Genomic DNA, 19433 nt, shown 5'->3' with positions numbered 1-19433 from the left:
AGGACGTCGGCGGGACCAGACTTAGGTGAGGCTAACCGAACTGTCACGGAGGGTCAACGCATCGGCCGGGGCCACCCGTCGCCGACGCCGGGACCGTCCCCCTTCGACGCCGGGACCATCCTTACCCGGCCCAGACTCAGAGTAGGCTTACCTAACTTGTCATTCCGCCTCCGTGAAGGAGTCCCATGCCAACCGGCGGACCTGCGGGGGGACTTGTCCTCCGCCAGACGATCAGGGAACAGCGCCGCCGGGTGACCGCGGCCTCCCTGCTCGGCATGACCCACCAGGGCTGCGAGGCCCTCGTCCCCGTGGTCATCGGCGCCATCATCGACAGCGCCGTGGCGACCGGCTCCTCCTCGGCGCTGCTGCGCCTCCTGATGGTCCTCGCCGTTCTCTTCCTCGTCCTGTCGACCTGCTACCGGACCAGTGCCCGGATCACCGAGGGCACCGGCGAGATCGCCGCGCACCGGCTCAGGCTGCGGCTGGGCGCGCGCGTGCTCGACCCCCGGGGCGGGGCCGACGCCGACCGGCTCCCCGGCGCCCTCACCAGCATCGCCACGAACGACGCGCGGCGCGTGGGCTCGGTGGTCACCGTGATCCCGTACGGCGTCGCCGCGCTCGCCGCCCTCGTCATCAGCGCCGTCGCCCTGCTCCGCATCTCGGTGCCGCTCGGCCTGCTCGTCCTCCTCGGCATCCCGCCGCTGCTCTGGCTCGGCCACCGCATCAGCCGCCCCCTCGAACGGCGCAGCGAGACCGAGCAGGAGCGGGCCGCGCACGCCTCGGGCGTCGCCGCCGACCTCGTCTCGGGACTGCGCGTCCTCAAGGGCATGGGCGCCGAGTCCGCGGCCGTCGACCGCTACCGGGCCACCAGCCGGGACTCCCTCTCCGCCGGGCTGCGGGCCGCTCGCAGCCGGGCCGGACACGAGGGCGCCGTCCTCGCGCTGACCGGCGTCTTCATCGCCCTCATCGCGATCGTCGGGGCCTACCTCGCCGTCGACGGCAGCATCAGCGTCGGCGACCTGGTGGCCGCCGTGGGTCTCGCCCAGTTCCTCCTCGGCCCGTTCCAGCTGCTGACCTACGTCAACGCCGAACTCGCCCAGGGCCGCGCCTCCGCCCGGCGGATCGCCGAGGTCCTCGACTCCCCCGCAGCCGTCGCCGAGGGCCACGACGTGCCCGCCGACGACACCCCCGGACACCTGGCCCTGCGCGGGGTCTCGCTCGGCACCCTGCGGGGCGTGGACCTCGACCTGCCGCCCGGCAGCCTCACCGGGGTCGTCACCCGCGACCCGGCCCTCGCCGACGACCTCCTCGTCTGTCTGGCCCGCGAGGCCGACCCGGAGGCGGGATCCGTCGTGCTCGACGGCACGCCCCTGACCTCGCTCGACCCCGACGGGCTGCGGCGGGCCGTGCTCGTCGCCCGTCATGACGCCGACCTCTTCGAGAGCACCCTCCTCGACAACGTCCGCGCCGGGGCCCAGGAGGCCGACCCGGCCGCCGTCGAACGCGCCCTCGGCGCCTCCGCCGCCGACGAGGTCGCCCGCCTCCTGCCCGAAGGCACGGCCACCCTGCTCGCCGAACGCGGCCGGTCCCTCTCCGGCGGGCAGCGCCAGCGCGTGGCACTCGCCCGCGCGCTCGCCGCCGACCGGCCGGTGCTGGTGCTCCACGACCCGACGACGGCCGTGGACACCGTCACCGAGTCCAGGATCGCCGCCCGGCTCCGGGAGGTCCGCAGGGACCGCACCACGGTCCTCGTCACCACCAGCCCCGCGCTGCTCGCCGTGACGGACCGGGTGGTGGTCCTGGAGGACGGTGTCGTACGGGCCTGCGGCCCCCACGCCGAACTCCTCACCACCGACCCCTCCTACCGGGCGGCGGTGCTGGCATGACGGCCGTCGGGGAACAGCGCCCGGACGGCACGGCCGGACCGGACACCGAGGACCGCACGACCGAGGCCGGCCCCGGAGCCGGACCGGGAACCGATCCCGGACCCGGTGCCGGACCCGCGGGCCGTACGGCCACCGGGACCGGCGGGACGCCGGACGACGGCCCGGACGACGGCTCCCGGCCGGACAGTCACGACCGGACCGGCCGCAGGACCGACGACCGCCCCGGCCCCGGCACACCGCCGGAGCCCACCGAGAAGACGGAAGCGACCATGAGCGGAACCGGACCGGACCGCGCCCTCCTGCCGACCGCCACCGCCGCCGAGTCCCGCGCCGCCCTGCGCGAACTGCTGCGCGGGCACCGGACCCTGGCCGCCACGGCGTTCGGCGTCCTGGTCGCCGGGACCGCCGTCGGCCTGCTCACCGCACGCCTCCTCGGCCACGTCGTGGACCTGGTGGTGGAGCAGAAGGGGGCCGCCGCCCTCACCCTGCCGCTCGTCCTCCTGGTGGTCGTCGCGCTCGCCCGGGGCGGGGCCGCCGCCGTCGGCGGCGCCCTCGTCGCCCGGCTCGGCGAGACCGTGCTGGCCGCCCTGCGCGAACAGTTCGTCGAGCGGGCGCTGCGGCTGCCCCTGGACCGCGTGGAGGCGGCCGGCTCCGGCGACCTGGTCTCCCGCGTCACCAGCGACGTGTCCGTGATCGGGAAGTCGGTGCGCCAGGCGCTGCCCGAGTTCAGCCGCTCGGCCCTCACCATCGTGCTGACCTTCGGTGGCCTCGCCCTGCTCGACTGGCGCTTCCTGATCGCCGCGCTCCTCGCCGCGCCGATCCAGGTGGTCTCCGTGCGCTGGTACCTGCGCCGCTCGGCTCCCGTGTACGCCGAACACCGGATCGCCACCGGCGCCTTGCAGCACCAGCTGCTCGACAGCGTCGGCGGGGTCCGGACCGTCCGCGCCTTCCGGCTGGGCCGGACCCACGCGGACCTCCTGGAGCGCCGCTCCGAGGCGGCCCGCGATCTGGGCCTGCGGGGCGTGCACATCGTCACCGGGTTCTTCTCGCGGCTCAACCTGGCCGAGTTCATCGGTCTGTCCGCGATGCTCGGCACCGGATTCCTCCTGGTCGACCGGGACGCGGTCAGCATCGGTACGGCCACCGCCGCCGCCCTGTACTTCCACAGCCTCTTCAACCCGATCAACGCGACGCTCTTCCTCCTGGACGACGCCCAGTCGGCGGGGGCCAGCTTCGCCCGTCTGGTCGGCGTGTCGGACCTCCCGGCGGAGCGCGACCCGAGCGACAGCCCCGTCGCGGCGGACGGCTCGGTCACGGTGTCCGGGCTCAGCCACGCCTACGGTGCCGGGCAGCCCGTGCTCCACGAGGTGGACCTGCGGGTGCGCACCGGGGAACGCGTGGCGCTCGTCGGCGCCAGTGGCGCGGGGAAGACGACCCTGGCGAAGCTCGTCGCGGGCGTGCACGACCCCCTCAAGGGCTCGATCGCGCTCGGCGGGGTCGACGTCCGCGAACTCGGGCCCGCCGGGGTCCGCCGTACGGTGGCGCTCATCAGCCAGGAGGTGCACGTCTTCGCCGGGACCCTCGCCGACGACCTGCGTCTGGCCCGGCCCGACGCCGACGAGGAGCAGGTGCGGGCGGCGCTCGACCGGGTCGGCGCCCTGGAGTGGGCGAAGGCCCTCCCCGAGGGGCTGGACACGGTCGTCGGCGAGGGCGGCCACCGGCTGACGGTCACCCAGGCCCAGCACCTGGCGCTGGCCCGGCTCGTCCTGGCCGACCCGCCGATCGCGATCCTCGACGAGGCCACCGCCGACGCGGGCAGCGCCGGTGCGCGCGTCCTGGAGGAGGCGGCGGCCCGCGCGCTCGAAGGGCGCACCGGGCTGCTCGTCGCCCACCGGCTGCCGCAGGCCGCCGCCGCCGACCGGGTGGTCGTCCTGGACGCGGGGCGGATCGTGGAGACCGGCACCCACGAGGAACTGGTGGCGGCCGGCGGCCGGTACGCGGGCCTCTGGGAGGCCTGGTCCGCGAGCCGCCGGGAGCCCGGGGAGAAGACGCCGAGCGCGGTGTGACGGTCCGGGCCCCCGGAGGGCCCGGCCGGATCGCGGACCTCGCGGAGGGGGCCGGTACGACGGTGACGTCGTACCGGCCCCTTTCCGTACGGGTCCGCGCTCACGGGCCGTCCCGCACGGGCCCGCCCTCGTGCGGCTCTTGCGCGCACAGCCCTCCCGTACGGGAACGGCCCGCCTCGCCCAGGGCCGTTCGGACGCGGCTCCTTCGCGTGGGTGCGGGCCCTCGCGCGTACGCGCCGGGCCTCCGATCGCGGGACCGGTCTCACGCGCGGGCCGAGCCCTTCCCGTACGGGATACCGGCCTCGATCCCGTACGGGCCTGGTGCCGGTCCCTTACGGAACCGGTCCGGACCCGTAGGGGACGAAGCACACCCCGTACGGGACGGGCCTCGTCCCCTACGAACAGGGCGGACCGGCTGCCCGTACGGGGGCTGCTTCTTCTTCCCCTACGAGTTCCCCTCCCCCTACGCACGACGGCCGCCCGCGGGGAATCCCCCTGCGGGCGGCCGTCGTGCGTACGTGGTGTGTCAGCCCTGGCGGGCGGCCAGGCTCGCCGGGCGGAGGTCGGTCCAGTGGGTCTCGACGTGCGCCAGGCATGCCTCCCGGGTGTCCTCGCCGAAGACGGTCCGCCATCCGGCGGGGACCTCGGCGAAGGACGGCCACAGCGAGTGCTGGTTCTCGTCGTTCACCAGGACCAGGAAACGGCCCTGCGGGTCCTCGAACGGGTTGGTGCTCATGCGTTCTCACTCCTCTTGTGGTGCACACCTGACAGCTGGGACAGCGGCTGCCCGGCGTTCCGGGTGGCCTTGCGCAGCAGGGTCTGGAACTCCTCGGCGAGGCGCTGGGCCTTCGCCGTGCCGATCCGTCGCGTCGCGTGGATCAGGGCACAGTGCACGGGGCCCTCGCCCCGCGGTTCGTGGAAGCTGAGGGTCAGCTCGGCGCGGACGGCGCCCGTCGGGACGGCGACGAGGTCGCCGACTCCGCCCTCCAGGTCCGCGAGATCCGCCTGCTCGTGGTGCATCACCCGCACCTGGGGGCCCTCGGGGCGCAGCCCGGCGGCCCGCACGACCTCGTCGTACGGCACCTCCTGGTGGTCGAGGGCGCTCAGGGTGGTCTCCCGGACGCGGGCCAGGAGTTCGGTGAAGGTGGGGTCGCCCGCCGTGTCGGTGCGCAGCAGGACCGTGTTGAAGAAGCAGCCGACGAGGTCGGCGAGGCGGTCGTCGTCGCGTCCGGCGACCATCGTGCCGATGGGCAGGTCGGTGCCCGCGCCGTGATCGGTGAGCAGGGCGGCGAGAGCGGCGTGCAGCACCATGAACATGCTGGTGCCGGTGGTCCTGGCGAGCTGGTCGACGTCGGCGTGCAGCCGCTCGTCGAGGACGAACTCGACCTGTCCGGCCGCCGGTCGTCCGGCCGCCGCGGGCGCGTCGGCCGGGCCGTCCGAGGGCAGGGCCAGTTCCAGGGGAGCGCCCTGGAGGGTCCGGCGCCAGTGGTCCAGCTGCTGGTTGCCCCTGCTGTCCGGGTCGGCGGGGTCGCCGAGGACCTCGCGGGCCCAGCGGGCGTAGTCGGTGTAGCTCACCGGGAGCGGGGACAGCTCGGGGGCGCGGCCCTCGGCGCGGGCCCCGTAGGCGGTGGTGAGGTCGCGGAAGAGCGGGACCACCGACCATTCGTCGACGGCGAGGTAGTGCAGGGTGAACACGACCGCCTGGCTGCCGTCGGGCGCGGTGAGCAGCCGGGCCCGCACCGGGGGTGCCTGCTCGGCCTCGGCGTCGGAGGCGGCCAGTTCTGCGATCCGGGCGTCCAGGTCGGGGCAGTCCTCGACGGCGAGGACCGGGGCCGGGACGGGCCTGCGGACCAGGGTGCCGTCGTGTTCGGCGAAGGCGGTGCGGAGGGGTTCGTGGCGGGCGGTGACGTCGGCGAGGGCCGCCGCGAGGGCCTCGGGGTCGAGGCCGCCGGGCGAGCGCAGGACGAGCGCGTGGTCGTGGGCCGGGCCGCGCCGGAGGGCGTCCCAGTGCCACCGCTGGACGGGGGCCGTGGGCAGGTCGGCGCCCTCGGTCCCGGGCGCGTCGGCGGGCCGCAGTTCGGGCCGGGCGGCGCGCGCTCCGTCGAGCTTGCCCGCGATCCCCGCGACGGTCGGGGAGTCGAAGACGTCCCGGATGCTCAGTTCGGCGCCGAACTCGGCGCGGACGCGGCCGAGGAGGCGCATCGCGGCCATGGAGTGGCCGCCGAGCGCGAAGAAACTGTCGTGGGCGCCGATGTCGTCGAGGCGGAGGATCTCGCGGAAGAGCAGCGCGATCCTCTCCTCGGTGGCGGTGGCGGGGCGGGCGTCGCCGGTCATCGCCGACCAGTCGGGCGCGGGCAGCGCCTTGTGGTCGAGCTTGCCGTTCGGGGTGAGCGGCAGGGGTCCGTCGAGCGGGACGACGAGGGCGGGGACCATGTACTCGGGCAGCCGGGCGGCGAGGTGGGAGCGCAGTTCGCCGGGGTCGAGGTCCCGTCCGGTGCCCGGTTCGGGGACGGCGTAGCCGACGAGGCGGACGATGTCCCCCGCGTGGTCGGGCCGGACGGCGGCCTGGGCCACGGAGGGGTGGCCCGCGAGGGCCGCCTCGATCTCGCCGAGTTCGATGCGGAAGCCGCGGATCTTCACCTGGGTGTCGACCCGGCCGAGGAAGTCGAGGTTGCCGTCGGCGCGCCAGCGGGCCCGGTCGCCGGTGCGGTACATACGGCTGCCGGGGGTCCCGTAGGGGTCGGCGACGAAGCGGTGCGAGCTGAGTCCGGGCTGTCCGAGGTAGCCGCGCGCGAGGCCGCGCCCGGCGACGTACAGCTCTCCGGCGACGCCGGGCGGCACGGGCCGCAGGTGCTCGTCGAGGACGTAGCAGCGGGTGTTGGGGTCGGGGCGCCCGATGGGCACCCGGCCGGGGGCGCGGCCGCCGTTCTCGCGGGCGGGCCAGAGGGTGGAGTTGACGGTCGCCTCGGTGAGCCCGTAGGCGCAGATCAGGTCGGCGGTGGCGCCGAAGCGCTCGAAGAGGTCCGGGGGGACGGTCTCGGTGCCGACGAGGACGGTCACGCCGTCGGGGAGGCGGCATTCGGACGGCAGGGCGGACATCAGGGACGGCGGCAGGATCATGTGGGTGATCCGCTGGGCGGCGAGGAAGTCGGTCAGGGCGGGGCCCGCGACCCGGGCCTCGTCCGTGACGAGGACCAGTCGGCCGCCGTGGCAGAGGGCCATGGCGAGTTCGAAGACGAAGACGTCGAAGCCGATGGAGGCGAACTGGAGGACGTGGCTGTCGCGCCCGAGTCCCATCCGGTCGACGGCGGTCGCGACGAGGCTGGCGATGCCCTCGTGCGGGACGACGACGCCCTTGGGGCGGCCGGTGGAGCCGGAGGTGTAGATGACGTACGCGGCCTGGTCGAGCCCGGCGGGGCCGGTGGGCGGCGGGACGTCGGTGCCGTCCGTGATGTCGGTGGTGCCGGGGGCGTCGAGGAGCAGCACGGGGACGCCGGGGACACCGGGGATCTTCCCGGCGACGGGTTCCGTGCCGACGACGACGGCGGCGCCGGAGTCCTCGATCATGTACTGGAGGCGGTCGCCGGGGTGGGCGAGGTCCAGCGGCAGGAACGCGGCGCCGAGGCGCAGGGCGGCGAGGACCGTGGCGACCATGTCGGCGGAGCGGGGCACGGCCACGCCGACGACGCTCTCGGTGCCGACGCCGTGGCGGGCGAGGAGCCGGGCGAGGACGTCGGCGCGGGCGTCGAGTTCGGCGTACGTCACCGCGCGGGAGCGGTCGACGACGGCGACGGCTCCGGGGTGTTCGGCGACCCGGCGGGCGAAGAGCGCGGGCAGGGTCTCCTCCTCGACCTCGCGGGGCGCCCCGTTGAAGTCGTGGAGGACGAGCCGGTGCTCCTCCCCGGTGAGGACGACGGCCTCGGACAGCGGGCGTCCGGGGGCCGTGACGAGGGCTGTGAGGAGCCGGGCCAGCCGGTCGGCGACGGCTTCGGCGGTCTCCCGGTCGAAGAGTTCGGTGGCGTACTCCAGACGGCAGGCGAGGGAGTCGTCCGCGCCGTCGGGCGTGGAGTGCTCCGTGAAGCTGAAGACGAGGTCGAACTTGGCGGTGCCGGTCCGGTGCGGCAGGTAGGAGGCGTCGAGTCCGGGCAGGCTGGGGGCCGTGTCCGTACGGACGTGGTGGCCGACCATCACCTGGAACAGCGGGTTGCGGGAGAGGGAACGGGTCGGGTTGAGGGCCTCCACGACCGACTCGAACGGCACGTCGGCGTGGGAGAAGGCGGCCAGGTCGGTCGCCCTGACCCGGGCGAGGAGCTCGGTGAAGGTGGGGTCGCCGGTGAGGTCGGTACGCAGGACCAGGGTGTTGACGAAGAAGCCCACGAGCTCGTCCAGGGCTTCGTCGCCCCGGCCCGCGATGGGCGCGCCGAGGGGGATGTCGGTGCCCGCGCCGAGCCGGTGGAGCAGGGCGGCGACGGTCGCGTGGACCGCCATGAACATGCTGGCGCCGGTCTCGCGGGCGAGCCGCCGCAGGCCCTCGTGGGCGGTCCGGTCGAAGGTGACGTCGACGACGTCGCCGGTGAAGGTGGGGCGGGCGGGGCGGGGCCGGTCGGTGGGGAGTTCCAGTTCCTCGGGGGCGCCGGCCAGGGCGGTGCGCCAGTGGGCGAGCTGCCGGGCGGCGACGCTCTCCTGGTCGGCGGGGTCGCCGAGGAGCCGCTGCTGCCAGAGGGCGTGGTCGGCGTACTGGACGGGCAGCGGCGCCCAGTCGGGGGCGGCGCCCGTGAGGCGGGCGGTGTAGGCGGTGGTCAGGTCACGCAGGAAGGGGCGGTCGGACCACTCGTCGGTGGTGATGTGGTGGAGCAGGAGGACGACGACGTGGTCGTCGGGGGCGAGCTCCACGACGGTGGCGCGGACGGGGAGTTCGGCGGCGAGGTCGAAGGGGCGCCGGACGGCGGCGTCGACGATGCCGGGTATCTCGTCCTCGGTGGCGCGCAGGTGCTCGACGGTGGGTGCGGCCGTTCCGGTGGGCAGGATGCGCTGGAGCGCCCGGCCGTCGTGTTCGGCGACGAGGGTGCGCAGCGATTCGTGCCGGTCGGTGACGTCGGCGAGGGCCGTGCGCCAGGCGGCGAGGTCGAAGGTGCCGCGCAGCCGCAGGACCAGCGGGAAGTTGTACGCGGCCGAGGCGCATTCGATCTGCTGGACGATCCACAGGCGCTGCTGGGCGTGGGAGAGCGGCAGTTCGGCGGGGCGGTCGGCGGCGACCAGGGCGGGGCGGGCGGGGCCGCGCGGGGCGGTGGCGCGCTCGGCCAGTTCGGCGACGGTGGGCGCCTCGAACAGGTCGCGGATGGCGAGTTCGGTGTGGAGGGCGGTCCGGGCGCGGCTGACGAGCCGGGTGGCGAGCAGCGAGTGGCCGCCGAGGTCGAAGAAGTCGGCGTCGATGTCGACGCTGCCCCCGGTCAGGCCGAGGACTTCGGCGAAGAGCCCGCAGAGGGTCTCCTCCTCGGGGGTGCGGGGGGCGCGGCCGGTGCGGGGGCCGGTGAGGTCGGGGGCGGGCAGCGCCTTGACGTCGAGCTTGCCGTTGACGGTCAGCGGCAGGGCGGCGACGGTGACGAGCGCGGCGGGGACCATGTAGTCGGGCAGGAGGGCCTTGAGGTGCTCGCGGAGCCGCTGGGCCAGGCCGTCGTCGGGCCGTCCTTCGCCGGACGGGCCGGACGCACCGGACTCACCGGACTCACCGGACGCGCCGGACGCGCCGGACGTGTCCTCGGGCCGGTGCCGGTCGTCCTCCCGTACGACGTAGCCGACGAGGCGCTTGGTGCCCGCGGTCTCGTGGACGACGACGGCCGCGTGGGCGACCTCGGGGTGCGCGGACAGGGCCGTGGAGATCTCGCCGAGTTCGACGCGGTAGCCGCGGATCTTCACCTGGTCGTCGGTGCGGCCGAGGAAGTCGAGGAGGCCGTCGGGCCGCTGCCGTACGAGGTCGCCGGTGCGGTACATGCGCTCGCCCGGTGCGCCGAAGGGGTCCGCGACGAACCGTTCGGCGGTGAGCGCGGCCCGGTCGTGGTAGCCGCGGGCGAGTCCGGTGCCCGCGATGTACAGCTCGCCGGGGCAGCCCGGCGGGACGGGTCGCAGCATCGCGTCCAGGACGTGGGCGCGGGTGTTGCGGATGGGACGGCCGACGGTGGGGGTGGCGCTCTCCTCGGTGGAGCCGCCGAGGGTGTTGATGGTGTATTCGGTGGGGCCGTACAGGTTGTACCCGTAGGTGCCCTCCGTGTGGCGCAGCCGGGTCCAGACGGTGTCGGAGACGGCTTCGCCGCCGAGCAGGACCAGGGCGGGGCGGTGCTTGCCGGTGTCCTCGTCGTGGTCGAGCAGGCCTTCCTCGACGAGCAGCTGGGCGTAGGTGGGCGTCACGTTGACCACGTCGACGCGGTGCGCGTCGCAGTAGGCGACGAGCGCCTCGGCGTCACGGCGGAGTTCCTCGTCGCAGACGTGCACCTCGTGGCCCTCGACGAGCCACAGCAGTTCCTCCCACGACATGTCGAAGGCGAAGGACACGGTGTGCGCGATGCGCAGTCGGCGTCCGCCGGTGGCGGCGATCGCCGGGTCGAAGACCTCCTTCTGGTGGTTGAGCTGCATGTTCGTCAGTCCCCTGTAGGGGGTGACGACGCCCTTGGGGCGGCCGGTGGAGCCGGAGGTGTAGATGACGTACGCGGGGTGGTCGAGGCGGTCCGGGAGGCCCCGGGCGAACGCGGGCCGTTCGGTGTCGTCGACGGCGTCGCCGGAGAGCCCGGCGAGTTCGGCGGTGACCGCGGGGTCGTCGAGGAGGAGCTCGGGGGCCACGGGGCCGTCCGCCCGCCGCAGCGTCGGGGCGACGGCGGCGGTGGAGACCAGGCAGAGGGGGCCGGTGTCCTCGGCCATCAGGCGCAGCCGGTCGGCCGGGTGGTCGAGGTCGAGCGGCAGGTAGGCGGCGCCGGTGCGCAGGACGGCGAAGAGGGCGACGACCATCTCGATGGACCGGGGCAGGGCGAGCGCGACGACCTTCTCGGGTCCGGCGCCCCGGGCGAGCAGCAGCCGGGCGTACCGGTTGACCTGCGCGTCGAGTTCCGCGTAGGTGAGGGAGCGGGCCCCGAAGACCAGGGCGACGGCGCCGGGGGTACGGGTGGCCTGCTCGGCCAGCAGGTCGGCGACGGTGTCGTCGGGCAGGGGTTCGCGGGTGGACTCCCGGGCGGCGGCGAGCGCGGTCCGTTCGGCGGGGAGGAGCAGGTCCGTGCCCGCGGTCGTGGTGGTCTCGGCGTCCGCTCCGGCGAGGGCCGAGGCGAGCCGGTCGAGGACGGTGGTGAAGCGGCTGAGGATCGTGGTGGCGGCCCCGGCGTCGAACAGGTCGGGCCGGGCGGCGAGGGTCACCCGCAGGCGGGCGCCGGGGGTGACGATCAGGGTCAGCGGGAAGTGGGTGCCGTCCACGTTGGACACCCCGGTGATGCCGTGGCGTTCGCGGAGGGCGGCCGCCCGGTCCTCGCCGTCCGCCGAGCGGAGCACGAAGAGGGTGTCGAAGAGACGGCGGTGCCCGGTCTCCTGCTGGAGGGTGCCGAGGCCCACGTACTCGTACGGCATGACGGCGGCGCGCTCGGACTGCATCCGGCGCAGCAGGGCGAGCAGTGGCTCGCCGGGGGCGAGGGCGACGCGGGCGGGGACGGTGTTGAGGAACATGCCGATGATGCCGGCGACGTTCGGGACCTCCGCCGGACGGCCCGAGACGGCGGTGCCGAAGGCGACGTCGGAGCGGCCGGTGGTCGCGGAGAGCACCAGGGCCCAGGCGGCGTTGAGGACGGTGTTCAGGGTGAGGCCGTGGCGGCGGGCGGCGGCCCGCAGCCGGTCCCCGGTCTCCTGGTCGAGCCGGGCGTCGAAGTCCACCGGGATGACCGGGCCGGTGTCGCGGCCCGAGGGGGCGAGCAGGGTGGGCTCGTCGAAGCCCGCGAGGGCCTGGCTCCAGGCGCCCTTGGCGAGGCTCGTGTCCTGGGCGTCGAGCCAGGCGAGGTGGTCGCGGTAGTCGCCGGGCAGCGGGAGTCCGGTGGGGTCGCCGGCCCGCTCGTACAGGGTGAACAGTTCTTCGAGGAACAGCCAGGCGGACCAGCCGTCCCAGAGGATCAGGTGGTGGGTGACGACGAGCCGGTCCCGGCCGTCGCCGAGGCGGACGAGGAGGAGGCGGCAGAGCGGCGCGGCGGCGAGGTCGAAGCGCTGTCGGCGGTCGGCGGCGAGGAGTTCCTCGGTACGGGCCCGCTGTTCGTCGGCGGGCAGACCGGACAGGTCGGCCTCGACGAGCGGGATCTCGGCGCCCTCCACGATGAACTGCACCGGCTGGGGCAGTCCGTCGCTGGTGAATCCGGCGCGCAGCCCGGTGTTGCGGTCCAGGAGGGTCCGGCAGGCGGCCCGCAGCCGTGCGGTGTCGATCCGCCGGTCGAGGTCCAGGGTCTCCTGGGACTGGTAGACGTCGAGCGCGTCCCCGGCGTCGTAGGTGGCGTGGAAGTACATGCCCTCCTGGAGCGGGGAGAGCGGCCAGATGTCGGAGACGGGCCGTCCGGCGGCGGCGTGGACGCGGGCTGTCTCCTCGGGGGTGAGGTCGGGTCCCCTGAAGGCGGCTCCGGGCTCCGGTTCCGGTTCGGCCGGGGGCGCGGCGGCGGTGAGCTGGTCGAGGAGGGCCTTGAGGGCGGGATCGACGGCGGCGCCGGACTGCTGCTGGAGGGCGAGGACGGCCTGGAGGGCGGCGGCGGCCTGCCCGGCGTCGGTTGCGGAGACGGTCACGCCGTCGGGCTGCACGGGTACCTCGGAGGTGTCGGCGGATACGGGTGGGGCGGGGGCGTCCGGGACGGCGGCGGCGAGGGCGGCCGGGGTGCGGTGCTCGAAGACGTCACGGGGGCTGAGGTCCAGTCCCCTCTCACGCGCGCGCGTGGCGACGGAGATCGAGCTGAGGCTGTCGCCGCCGAGCACGAAGAAGTCGTCCTCGGCGCCCACGCCCGGGATGCCCAGGACCTCGGCGAAGACCGCGCACAAGGTGTGCTCGCGCGCTCCCCGGGGCGCGCGGCCGGCGGCCCGGGGGGCCGTCTCGGGCGCGGGCAGGGCGTTCTGGTCGAGCTTGCCGCTGGGGGTCAGCGGCAGTTCGGCGACGACCACGACGGCGCCCGGCACCATCGGGGCGGGCAGCGCGCCCTCCAGGGCGGTCCGCAGGGCGTCTCCGGCGAGGGTGGCGCCGGGGGCGGCGACGGCGTAGCCGACGAGGGTTCCGGCGCGGACGACGACGGCGGCGCGGGCCACGCCGGGCAGTGCGGCGAGGGCGGTCTCGATCTCGCCGGGCTCGACGCGGTTGCCCCGGATCTTGACCTGCCGGTCGGTGCGGCCGAGGTACTCGACGGCCCCGTCGGCGCGGCGGCGCACCAGGTCGCCGGTGCGGTACATGCGCTCGCCCGGCGTGCCGTACGGGTCGGCGACGAAGCGTTCGGCGGTGAGGCCGGGGCGGTCGTGGTAGGCGCGGGCCAGCTGGACCCCGGCGAGGTACAGCTCGCCGGGGACGCCGTCGGGCGCCGGTCGCAGGAACGGGTCGAGGACGTGCAGCCGGGTGTTCCACACGGGCCTGCCGATCGGCACGGCCGGGGCGTCACCGCCCTCGTACGGGAAGTACGTGACGTCGACGGCCGCCTCGGTGGGGCCGTACAGGTTGTGCAGCGGGACGGGCGGGCGTCCGTGCCGGGAGGTCAGTTCCGACCAGCGCCGGGCGTCGGCTCCGGTGAGCGCCTCGCCGCTGCAGAACACCCGGCGCAGGCTCGCCGCCCAGTCGGGGGTGCCGGGCCCGGGGGCCGGGGCGGACTCCATGACCCGGGTGAACGCGGCCAGCATCGAGGGCACGAAGTGCAGGGTGGTGACGGCCCGCCGGGCGACGAGACCGGCGAGGTACTCCGGGTCCCGGTGCCCGTCGGGGCGGGCGAGGACGACGGTGGCGCCCTCGACCAGCGGCCAGAAGAACTCCCACACGGACACGTCGAAGCTGGACGGCGTCTTCTGGAGGACCCGGTCGTCGGCGGTCAGCCCGTACGCGCCCTGCATCCAGGCCAGCCGGTTGACGACGGCCCGGTGGGTGACGGCGACGCCCTTGGGGCGCCCGGTGGAGCCCGAGGTGTAGATCAGGTACGCGGGGTGGTCGGGTCCGGCGGGGCCGGTGGTGTCCGTGGCGGCGGCTTCGTCTCCGGCGCCGGTGTCGTTCTCGTGTTCCGCGCCGACGAGGAGGTGCGCGAGGCCGGGGACGGCCGGGAGCCGTCCGGCGGACTCCGCGGTCGTGACGGCCAGCCGGGCGCCGGAGTCCGCGAGCATGAACGCCACCCGGTCGGCCGGGTAGTCGAGGTCGACGGGGAGGTAGGCGGCGCCCGCCTTGAGGACGCCGAGGAGGGCGACCATCAGTTCCGCCGAGCGCGGGACGGCGACGGCGACGTACGTCTCGGGTCCCGCGCCGCGCGCCCGCAGCCGCCGGGCCAGCGCCTCGGCCCGCCGGTCGAGCTCGGCGTAGTCGAGGACGGTGTCCTCGAAGGCGACGGCCGGGGCGTGCGGGGTGCGGGCCGTCCGGTCCGCGATCAGGGAGGCGAGGGTGGCCTCCGGGACGGGGTGCGCGGTGGCGTTCAGTTCCGTCAGGTGCTCCCGCTCGCGGGCGGAGAGCAGATCGGTGCGGGCGACGGTCCGTCCGGAGTCGGAGACCACGGTCCGCAGCAGGCCCGTGAACCGGTTGGCGAGGACGGCGACCGCCACCTGGTCGAGCCGTGCCGCGTCGTGCTTGAACCGCAGCAGCAGCCCGTCGGCGGAGGGCTCGACCACGAGGGCGAGCGGGTAGTGGACGGCGTCGATGACCTCGGCGCCGGTGACGAGGGGCCCGTCGCCGGTGGGGAGCCCTTCGGGCCGGGCGCCCGGGCCGGACGCGTCCCGGGCGCGGACCGGGTCGCTCCCGGTGGGGTAGTTCTCGAAGACCACGAGCGTGTCAAAGAGTTCGCCGCCGCCCGCGATCCGCTGGATCTCGGCGAGACCGAGGTGCTGGTGGTCCAGGAGGGCGCTGTGCTCGTCCTGGACGCGCCGGAGCAGACCGGTCAGGGTCTCGTCGGGGCGGAGGGTCACCCGGGCGGGGACCGTGTTGACGAACAGGCCCACGGCGGAGTCCAGGCCGGGGACCTCGGTGGTCCGGCCCGACACCGTGGTGCCGAAGACGATGTCGTCGGCGCCGGTCAGCGCACCGAGCAGCAGTCCCCACACGCCGTGGACGACGCTGCTCAGGGTGAGCCCGTGGGTCCTGGCGTAGGCGGTGAGCGCGTCGCCGAGGTCCCGGGGCAGACGGGTGTCGACCTGCTCGGGCCGGGCGGGCGCGGAGGGGCCCGGCTCGGTGGGCGCGGCGCCCTCCGGGGCGGGCAGCCGGGTGGGGCCTTCGAGCCCGGCCAGGGCCTCGCGCCAGGCCGTGCGCGCGGCCTCGCGGTCCCGGCCCGCGAGCCAGGAGAGGTACGGTTCCGGCGCCACCGCGGGAGCGAGGACGGCGCCCCGGTAGGCGGCGGTCAGCTCGCGCAGCAGGACGGCGACCGACCAGCCGTCGGCGACGATGTGGTGCAGGGTCAGGAGCAGCCGGTGGCGGGGTCCTTCGGTGACGAGGGTGGCGCGCAGCAGCGGCGCCCGGCCGAGGTCGAACGGCAGCTCCCGGTCGGCGCGGAGGATGTCGTCCAGGGCCGTCACGGCGGTGTCGGCCTCCCGCCATGGGAGGGTCACCCGGTCCGCGAGCCGCTGCACGACCCGGCCGTCCGGCAGCTGGCGGAACGAGGCGCGCAGCAGCGGGTGGCGGTCGAGGAGCAGTTGGAGCGAGGTGCGGAGCCGTTCCGGGTCCACCTGTTCCGAGAGGTCGAGGAGCTCCTGCACGACGTACAGGTCGGCGGCCGTGCCGTCGAACTCCGCGTGGAAGAAGAAACCTTCCTGGAGCGGCGAGACGGGCAGCGCGTCCGTGTCGAGGTCCACCGGGGGCGCGGGGGCGGCGGGCGCCCCGGCGGTGGTGGCGGCCGTGGCGAGCGCGGCGACGGTCCGGTGCCGGAAGACCTCGCGCGGGGTGACGGCGAGACCGGCCTCGCGGGCCCGGTTCACCAGCCGGACGGCGACGATGCTGTCACCGCCGAGCTCGAAGAAGCTGTCGTGGACGCCGACCGAGGGCAGCCCGAGGACCTCGGCGAAGAGCGCCGCGAGGGTGGTCTCGGCGGGGGTGGTCGGGGCGTCGGCGCCGGACAGGGACGTCCAGCGGGGGTCCGGCAGGGCCTTGGTGTCGAGCTTGCCGTTGGGGGTCAGCGGCAGCGGGCCGTCGAGCACGACGACCGCCGAGGGCACCATGTGCTCGGGCAGCGCCCCGGCCACGCGCGCGCGTGCGGCGGCGACGATTCCTGCGGTGAGGTCGGCGCGGGCGGCTTCGTCGGGCTGGGGCCGCGTCCCGGTCGGGGTCACGGGTCCGGACGTGTTCGCGGCGGGTCCGGTCGCGGGTCCCTGTCCGGCTTCGGTGCCGGTCGTGGCTTCGGGACCCGCTCCGTGCCCTGCCGGGGGCGTCGGAACGACGTACGCGACCAGGCGCTTGACGCCCCGGTGGTCCTCGCGGGCGAGGACGGCGGTCTGGGCGATGCCCTCGCAGGCCATGAAGGCGCTCTCGACCTCGCCCGGTTCCACCCGGTGGCCCCGGATCTTGATCTGGCCGTCGGCGCGGCCCAGGAACTCCAGGTTGCCGTCGGCGCCCCAGCGGACCCGGTCGCCCGTGCGGTACATCCGGGTGCCGGGGGCGCCGTAGGGGTCGGCGACGAACCGCTCCGAGGAGAGGCCCGCGCGGCCCAGGTAGCCGCGTGCGAGGCCGCGTCCGGCGACGTACAGCTCTCCCTCGGTGCCGACGGGCACCGGCCGCAGCGCCGTGTCGAGGACGTAGGCGCGGGTGTTGGGGTCGGGCCGGCCGATGGGCGCGGGGCCCGGCCGGTCGGGGTCGGCGGTCCAGAGCGTGGAGTTGACGCTCGCCTCGGTCAGTCCGTACGCGACGACGACGCGGAGCCGTCCCTCCCAGCGGGCGATCAGCTCGCCGGGGACCGCCTCGGTGCCGACGACGAGCACGGCGCCGTCGGGGAGTTCGCACTCCTGCGGCAGGGCGGAGACCAGCGAGGGCGGCAGGATCATGTGGGTGGCGCGGTGCCGCGCGATGTACTCGGTGAGCGCGGGGCCCGCTACCCGGCGTTCGGCCGGGACGAGGATGATCCGGCCGCCGACGCACAGGGACATGATCAGGTCCCACACGGTGACGTCGAAGCCCACGGAGGCGAACTGCACGACCCGGCTGTCGGCGGTCACGCCGATCCGGTCGGTGGCGGTGGCGACGAGGCTGCCGACGCCGTCGTGCGGGACGACGACGCCCTTGGGGCGGCCGGTGGAGCCGGAGGTGTAGATGACGTACGCGGCCTGGTCGAGCGGCACCGGCGGCGCCGGGGGCAGGGCGGTCGCGGCGGCGAGGGCCTCGGTGACGGCCGGGTCGTCCAGGAGCAGCAGGGCGGTGTCCCGGGCCTCGGGCAGCTCGGCGGCCAGCTCGCGTACGGTGACGACCGTACGGGCCCCGGCGTCGGCCAGCATGTAGGCGATCCGGTCCCGGGGGTGGTCGGCGTCGAGCGGCAGATAGGCCCCGCCCGCCTTCATGACGGCGAGGAGCGCGACCACCAGCTCGGGAGAGCGGGGCAGGGCCACGCCCACCACGTCCTCGGTGCCGACGCCCCGGGCGCGGAGCACCCGGGCGAGCCGGTCGGCGGCGTCGTCGAGGGCGGCGTAGGTCAGCTCCCGGTCCTCGCAGACCAGGGCGACGGCCTCGGGGGTCCTGCGGACCTGCTGTTCGAAGGCCGCGGGCCAGGAGAGCTCGGCGACCTCGCGCGGGGCGGTGCCGAACTCGTCGAGGAGGAGGGCGCGTTCGGCGCCGGTGGTCAGCTCGACGCGGCCGAGGGGGAGGTCGGGGTGCCGGGTGAGGGCGTCGAGCAGGGCGAGGAAGCGGTGCTCATGGGCGGCGAGGGTCTCCGGGTCGCAGACGTCGGCGTCCGCGTCGAGATGGAGGGTGTACCCGCTTCCTCCGGGGCCCTCGGCGAAGGAGAAGGCGAGGTCGCTGACCGGGCCGAGCCAGACGGGGCGCAGTTCGGCCCGGAGTCCGGCGAAGGCGGCGTCGGCGAGGCGGGGCAGCACGTTGACGGTCGGGCCGACCAGTTCCGGTACGCCGTCGACCAGGCCCAGTTCCCTGGCCAGGTCCTCGGCGCGGTGGCGGCCGTGCGCGACGGCGTCCGCGACCGTGTCGTGGACCTGTGCCAGGAGGGCCGTGCCGGTGGTGGCGGGGCGGACGGCGAGCCGCAGCGGGACGATGTTGGAGACCATGCCGGGGACGCGGGCGGAGACCTCGTCGTGCCGGGCGGTGACGGGCAGTCCGACGACGAGGTCCTGCTCGCCGGTGGCCCGGTGCAGATAGGCGGCGACGGCGGCGACGAGGACCCGGGAGGGCCGGACGTCGGCGGTGTGCGCGACGGCGGTCAGCCGTTCGACGGTCGCGGGGTCCAGTTCCGTGGTGCGCCGCAGCCGTCGGGTCATGGGGGACGCGCCGCGTGCCACGAGCCGGACGGGTTCGGGGCGGTCGGCCATCCGCTCCAGCCACCAGGCGCGGTCGGCGGCGTGCTGCTCGGAGGCGCGGTAGGCGCGGTCGGCCTCGACGAGCCGTGCGAGGGAGCCGGGGTGCGGGCCGGTTCCGGCCGGGGCGTCCGTGGGGTTCCGAAGGGCCGGGTCGTCCGACGCGGTCCCGGCGCCGGGGGTCTCGCCCGGGGTGCGGGGTCCGGCCGCCGGGGGTCCGTCCGGTGCTCCGGCCGCGTACAGTTCGCCCGCGCGCCGGGTGATGAGGGCGGCGGCGGCGCCGTCGGCGACGATGTGGTGGTAGCGCTGGCACCACAGGACGCGGTCGTCCGCGAGGCGCAGCAGGGTGTGGCCGGTGAGCGGGCCCTCGGTGAGGTCGGCGGGCCGTTCGCGGTCGGCGGAGATCCAGTGGGCGGCCGCTTCGTCGGGGTCGTCCGCGAGGCGCAGGTCGGTCACGCCGACGGCGACGGGGTGGGCGCCGGGTTCCTGGCGTGGTCCTCCGTCCCCGGTGGTGAACCGTACGTGCAGGCTCTCGGCCTCCAGGACGGCGCCGCGGACGGCGCCGGTGAGGCGGTCGAGGTCGACGGCTCCCCGGAGGTGGAGCGCGAACACGATGTTGTAGGCGGTGCTGTCCGGTTCGATCTGCTGGGCCAGCCAGATGCCGGACTGCCCTCCGGTGACGGGGAGGCCGGAGGCGGGCTTCCGGTCGGACTCGACGTCGAACATCGTACGAAGTGGCCTTTCCCTGGGGGTGCGGGGTGGTGGCGGCACAAACCGGCGACGGCGTGGCGCAGGTCGCCACGCC

4 protein-coding genes are annotated in these 19433 nt (G+C 75.5%); 2 read left to right on the top strand and 2 right to left on the bottom strand.

From position 1 onward, the window contains the following. Nucleotides 1-185 precede the first annotated feature (185 nt). On the top strand, nt 186-1886 hold the full coding sequence (locus ACIRQY_RS03645; protein ID WP_403922191.1) for an ABC transporter ATP-binding protein: 1701 nt from the start codon (nt 186-188) through the stop codon (nt 1884-1886). A 269-nt stretch (nt 1887-2155) separates the two neighbouring features. Next, nucleotides 2156-3952, top strand: coding sequence for an ABC transporter ATP-binding protein (locus ACIRQY_RS03640; protein ID WP_403922295.1), 1797 nt, complete (start codon nt 2156-2158; stop codon nt 3950-3952). 526 nt (nt 3953-4478) lie between these two features. Here ACIRQY_RS03640 and ACIRQY_RS03635 read toward each other — a convergent pair. After that, nucleotides 4479-4688 carry an MbtH family protein gene (locus tag ACIRQY_RS03635; protein WP_351784125.1) on the bottom strand — a complete coding sequence of 70 codons (210 nt, stop codon included), beginning with the start codon at nt 4686-4688 and terminating at the stop codon, nt 4479-4481. Then, nucleotides 4685-19354 (bottom strand): amino acid adenylation domain-containing protein, encoded by a 14670-nt coding sequence (locus tag ACIRQY_RS03630; RefSeq protein WP_403922189.1) that lies wholly within the window; start codon nt 19352-19354, stop codon nt 4685-4687. The genes ACIRQY_RS03635 and ACIRQY_RS03630 overlap by 4 nt, the downstream gene beginning before the upstream one ends. Nucleotides 19355-19433: the final 79 nt, after the last annotated feature.

This window comes from Streptomyces sp. NPDC101490, from assembly GCF_044767145.1.
In the GTDB taxonomy this organism is placed as follows: Bacteria; Actinomycetota; Actinomycetes; order Streptomycetales; family Streptomycetaceae; genus Streptomyces.
This window is presented reverse-complemented; position numbering and strand designations above follow the sequence as displayed.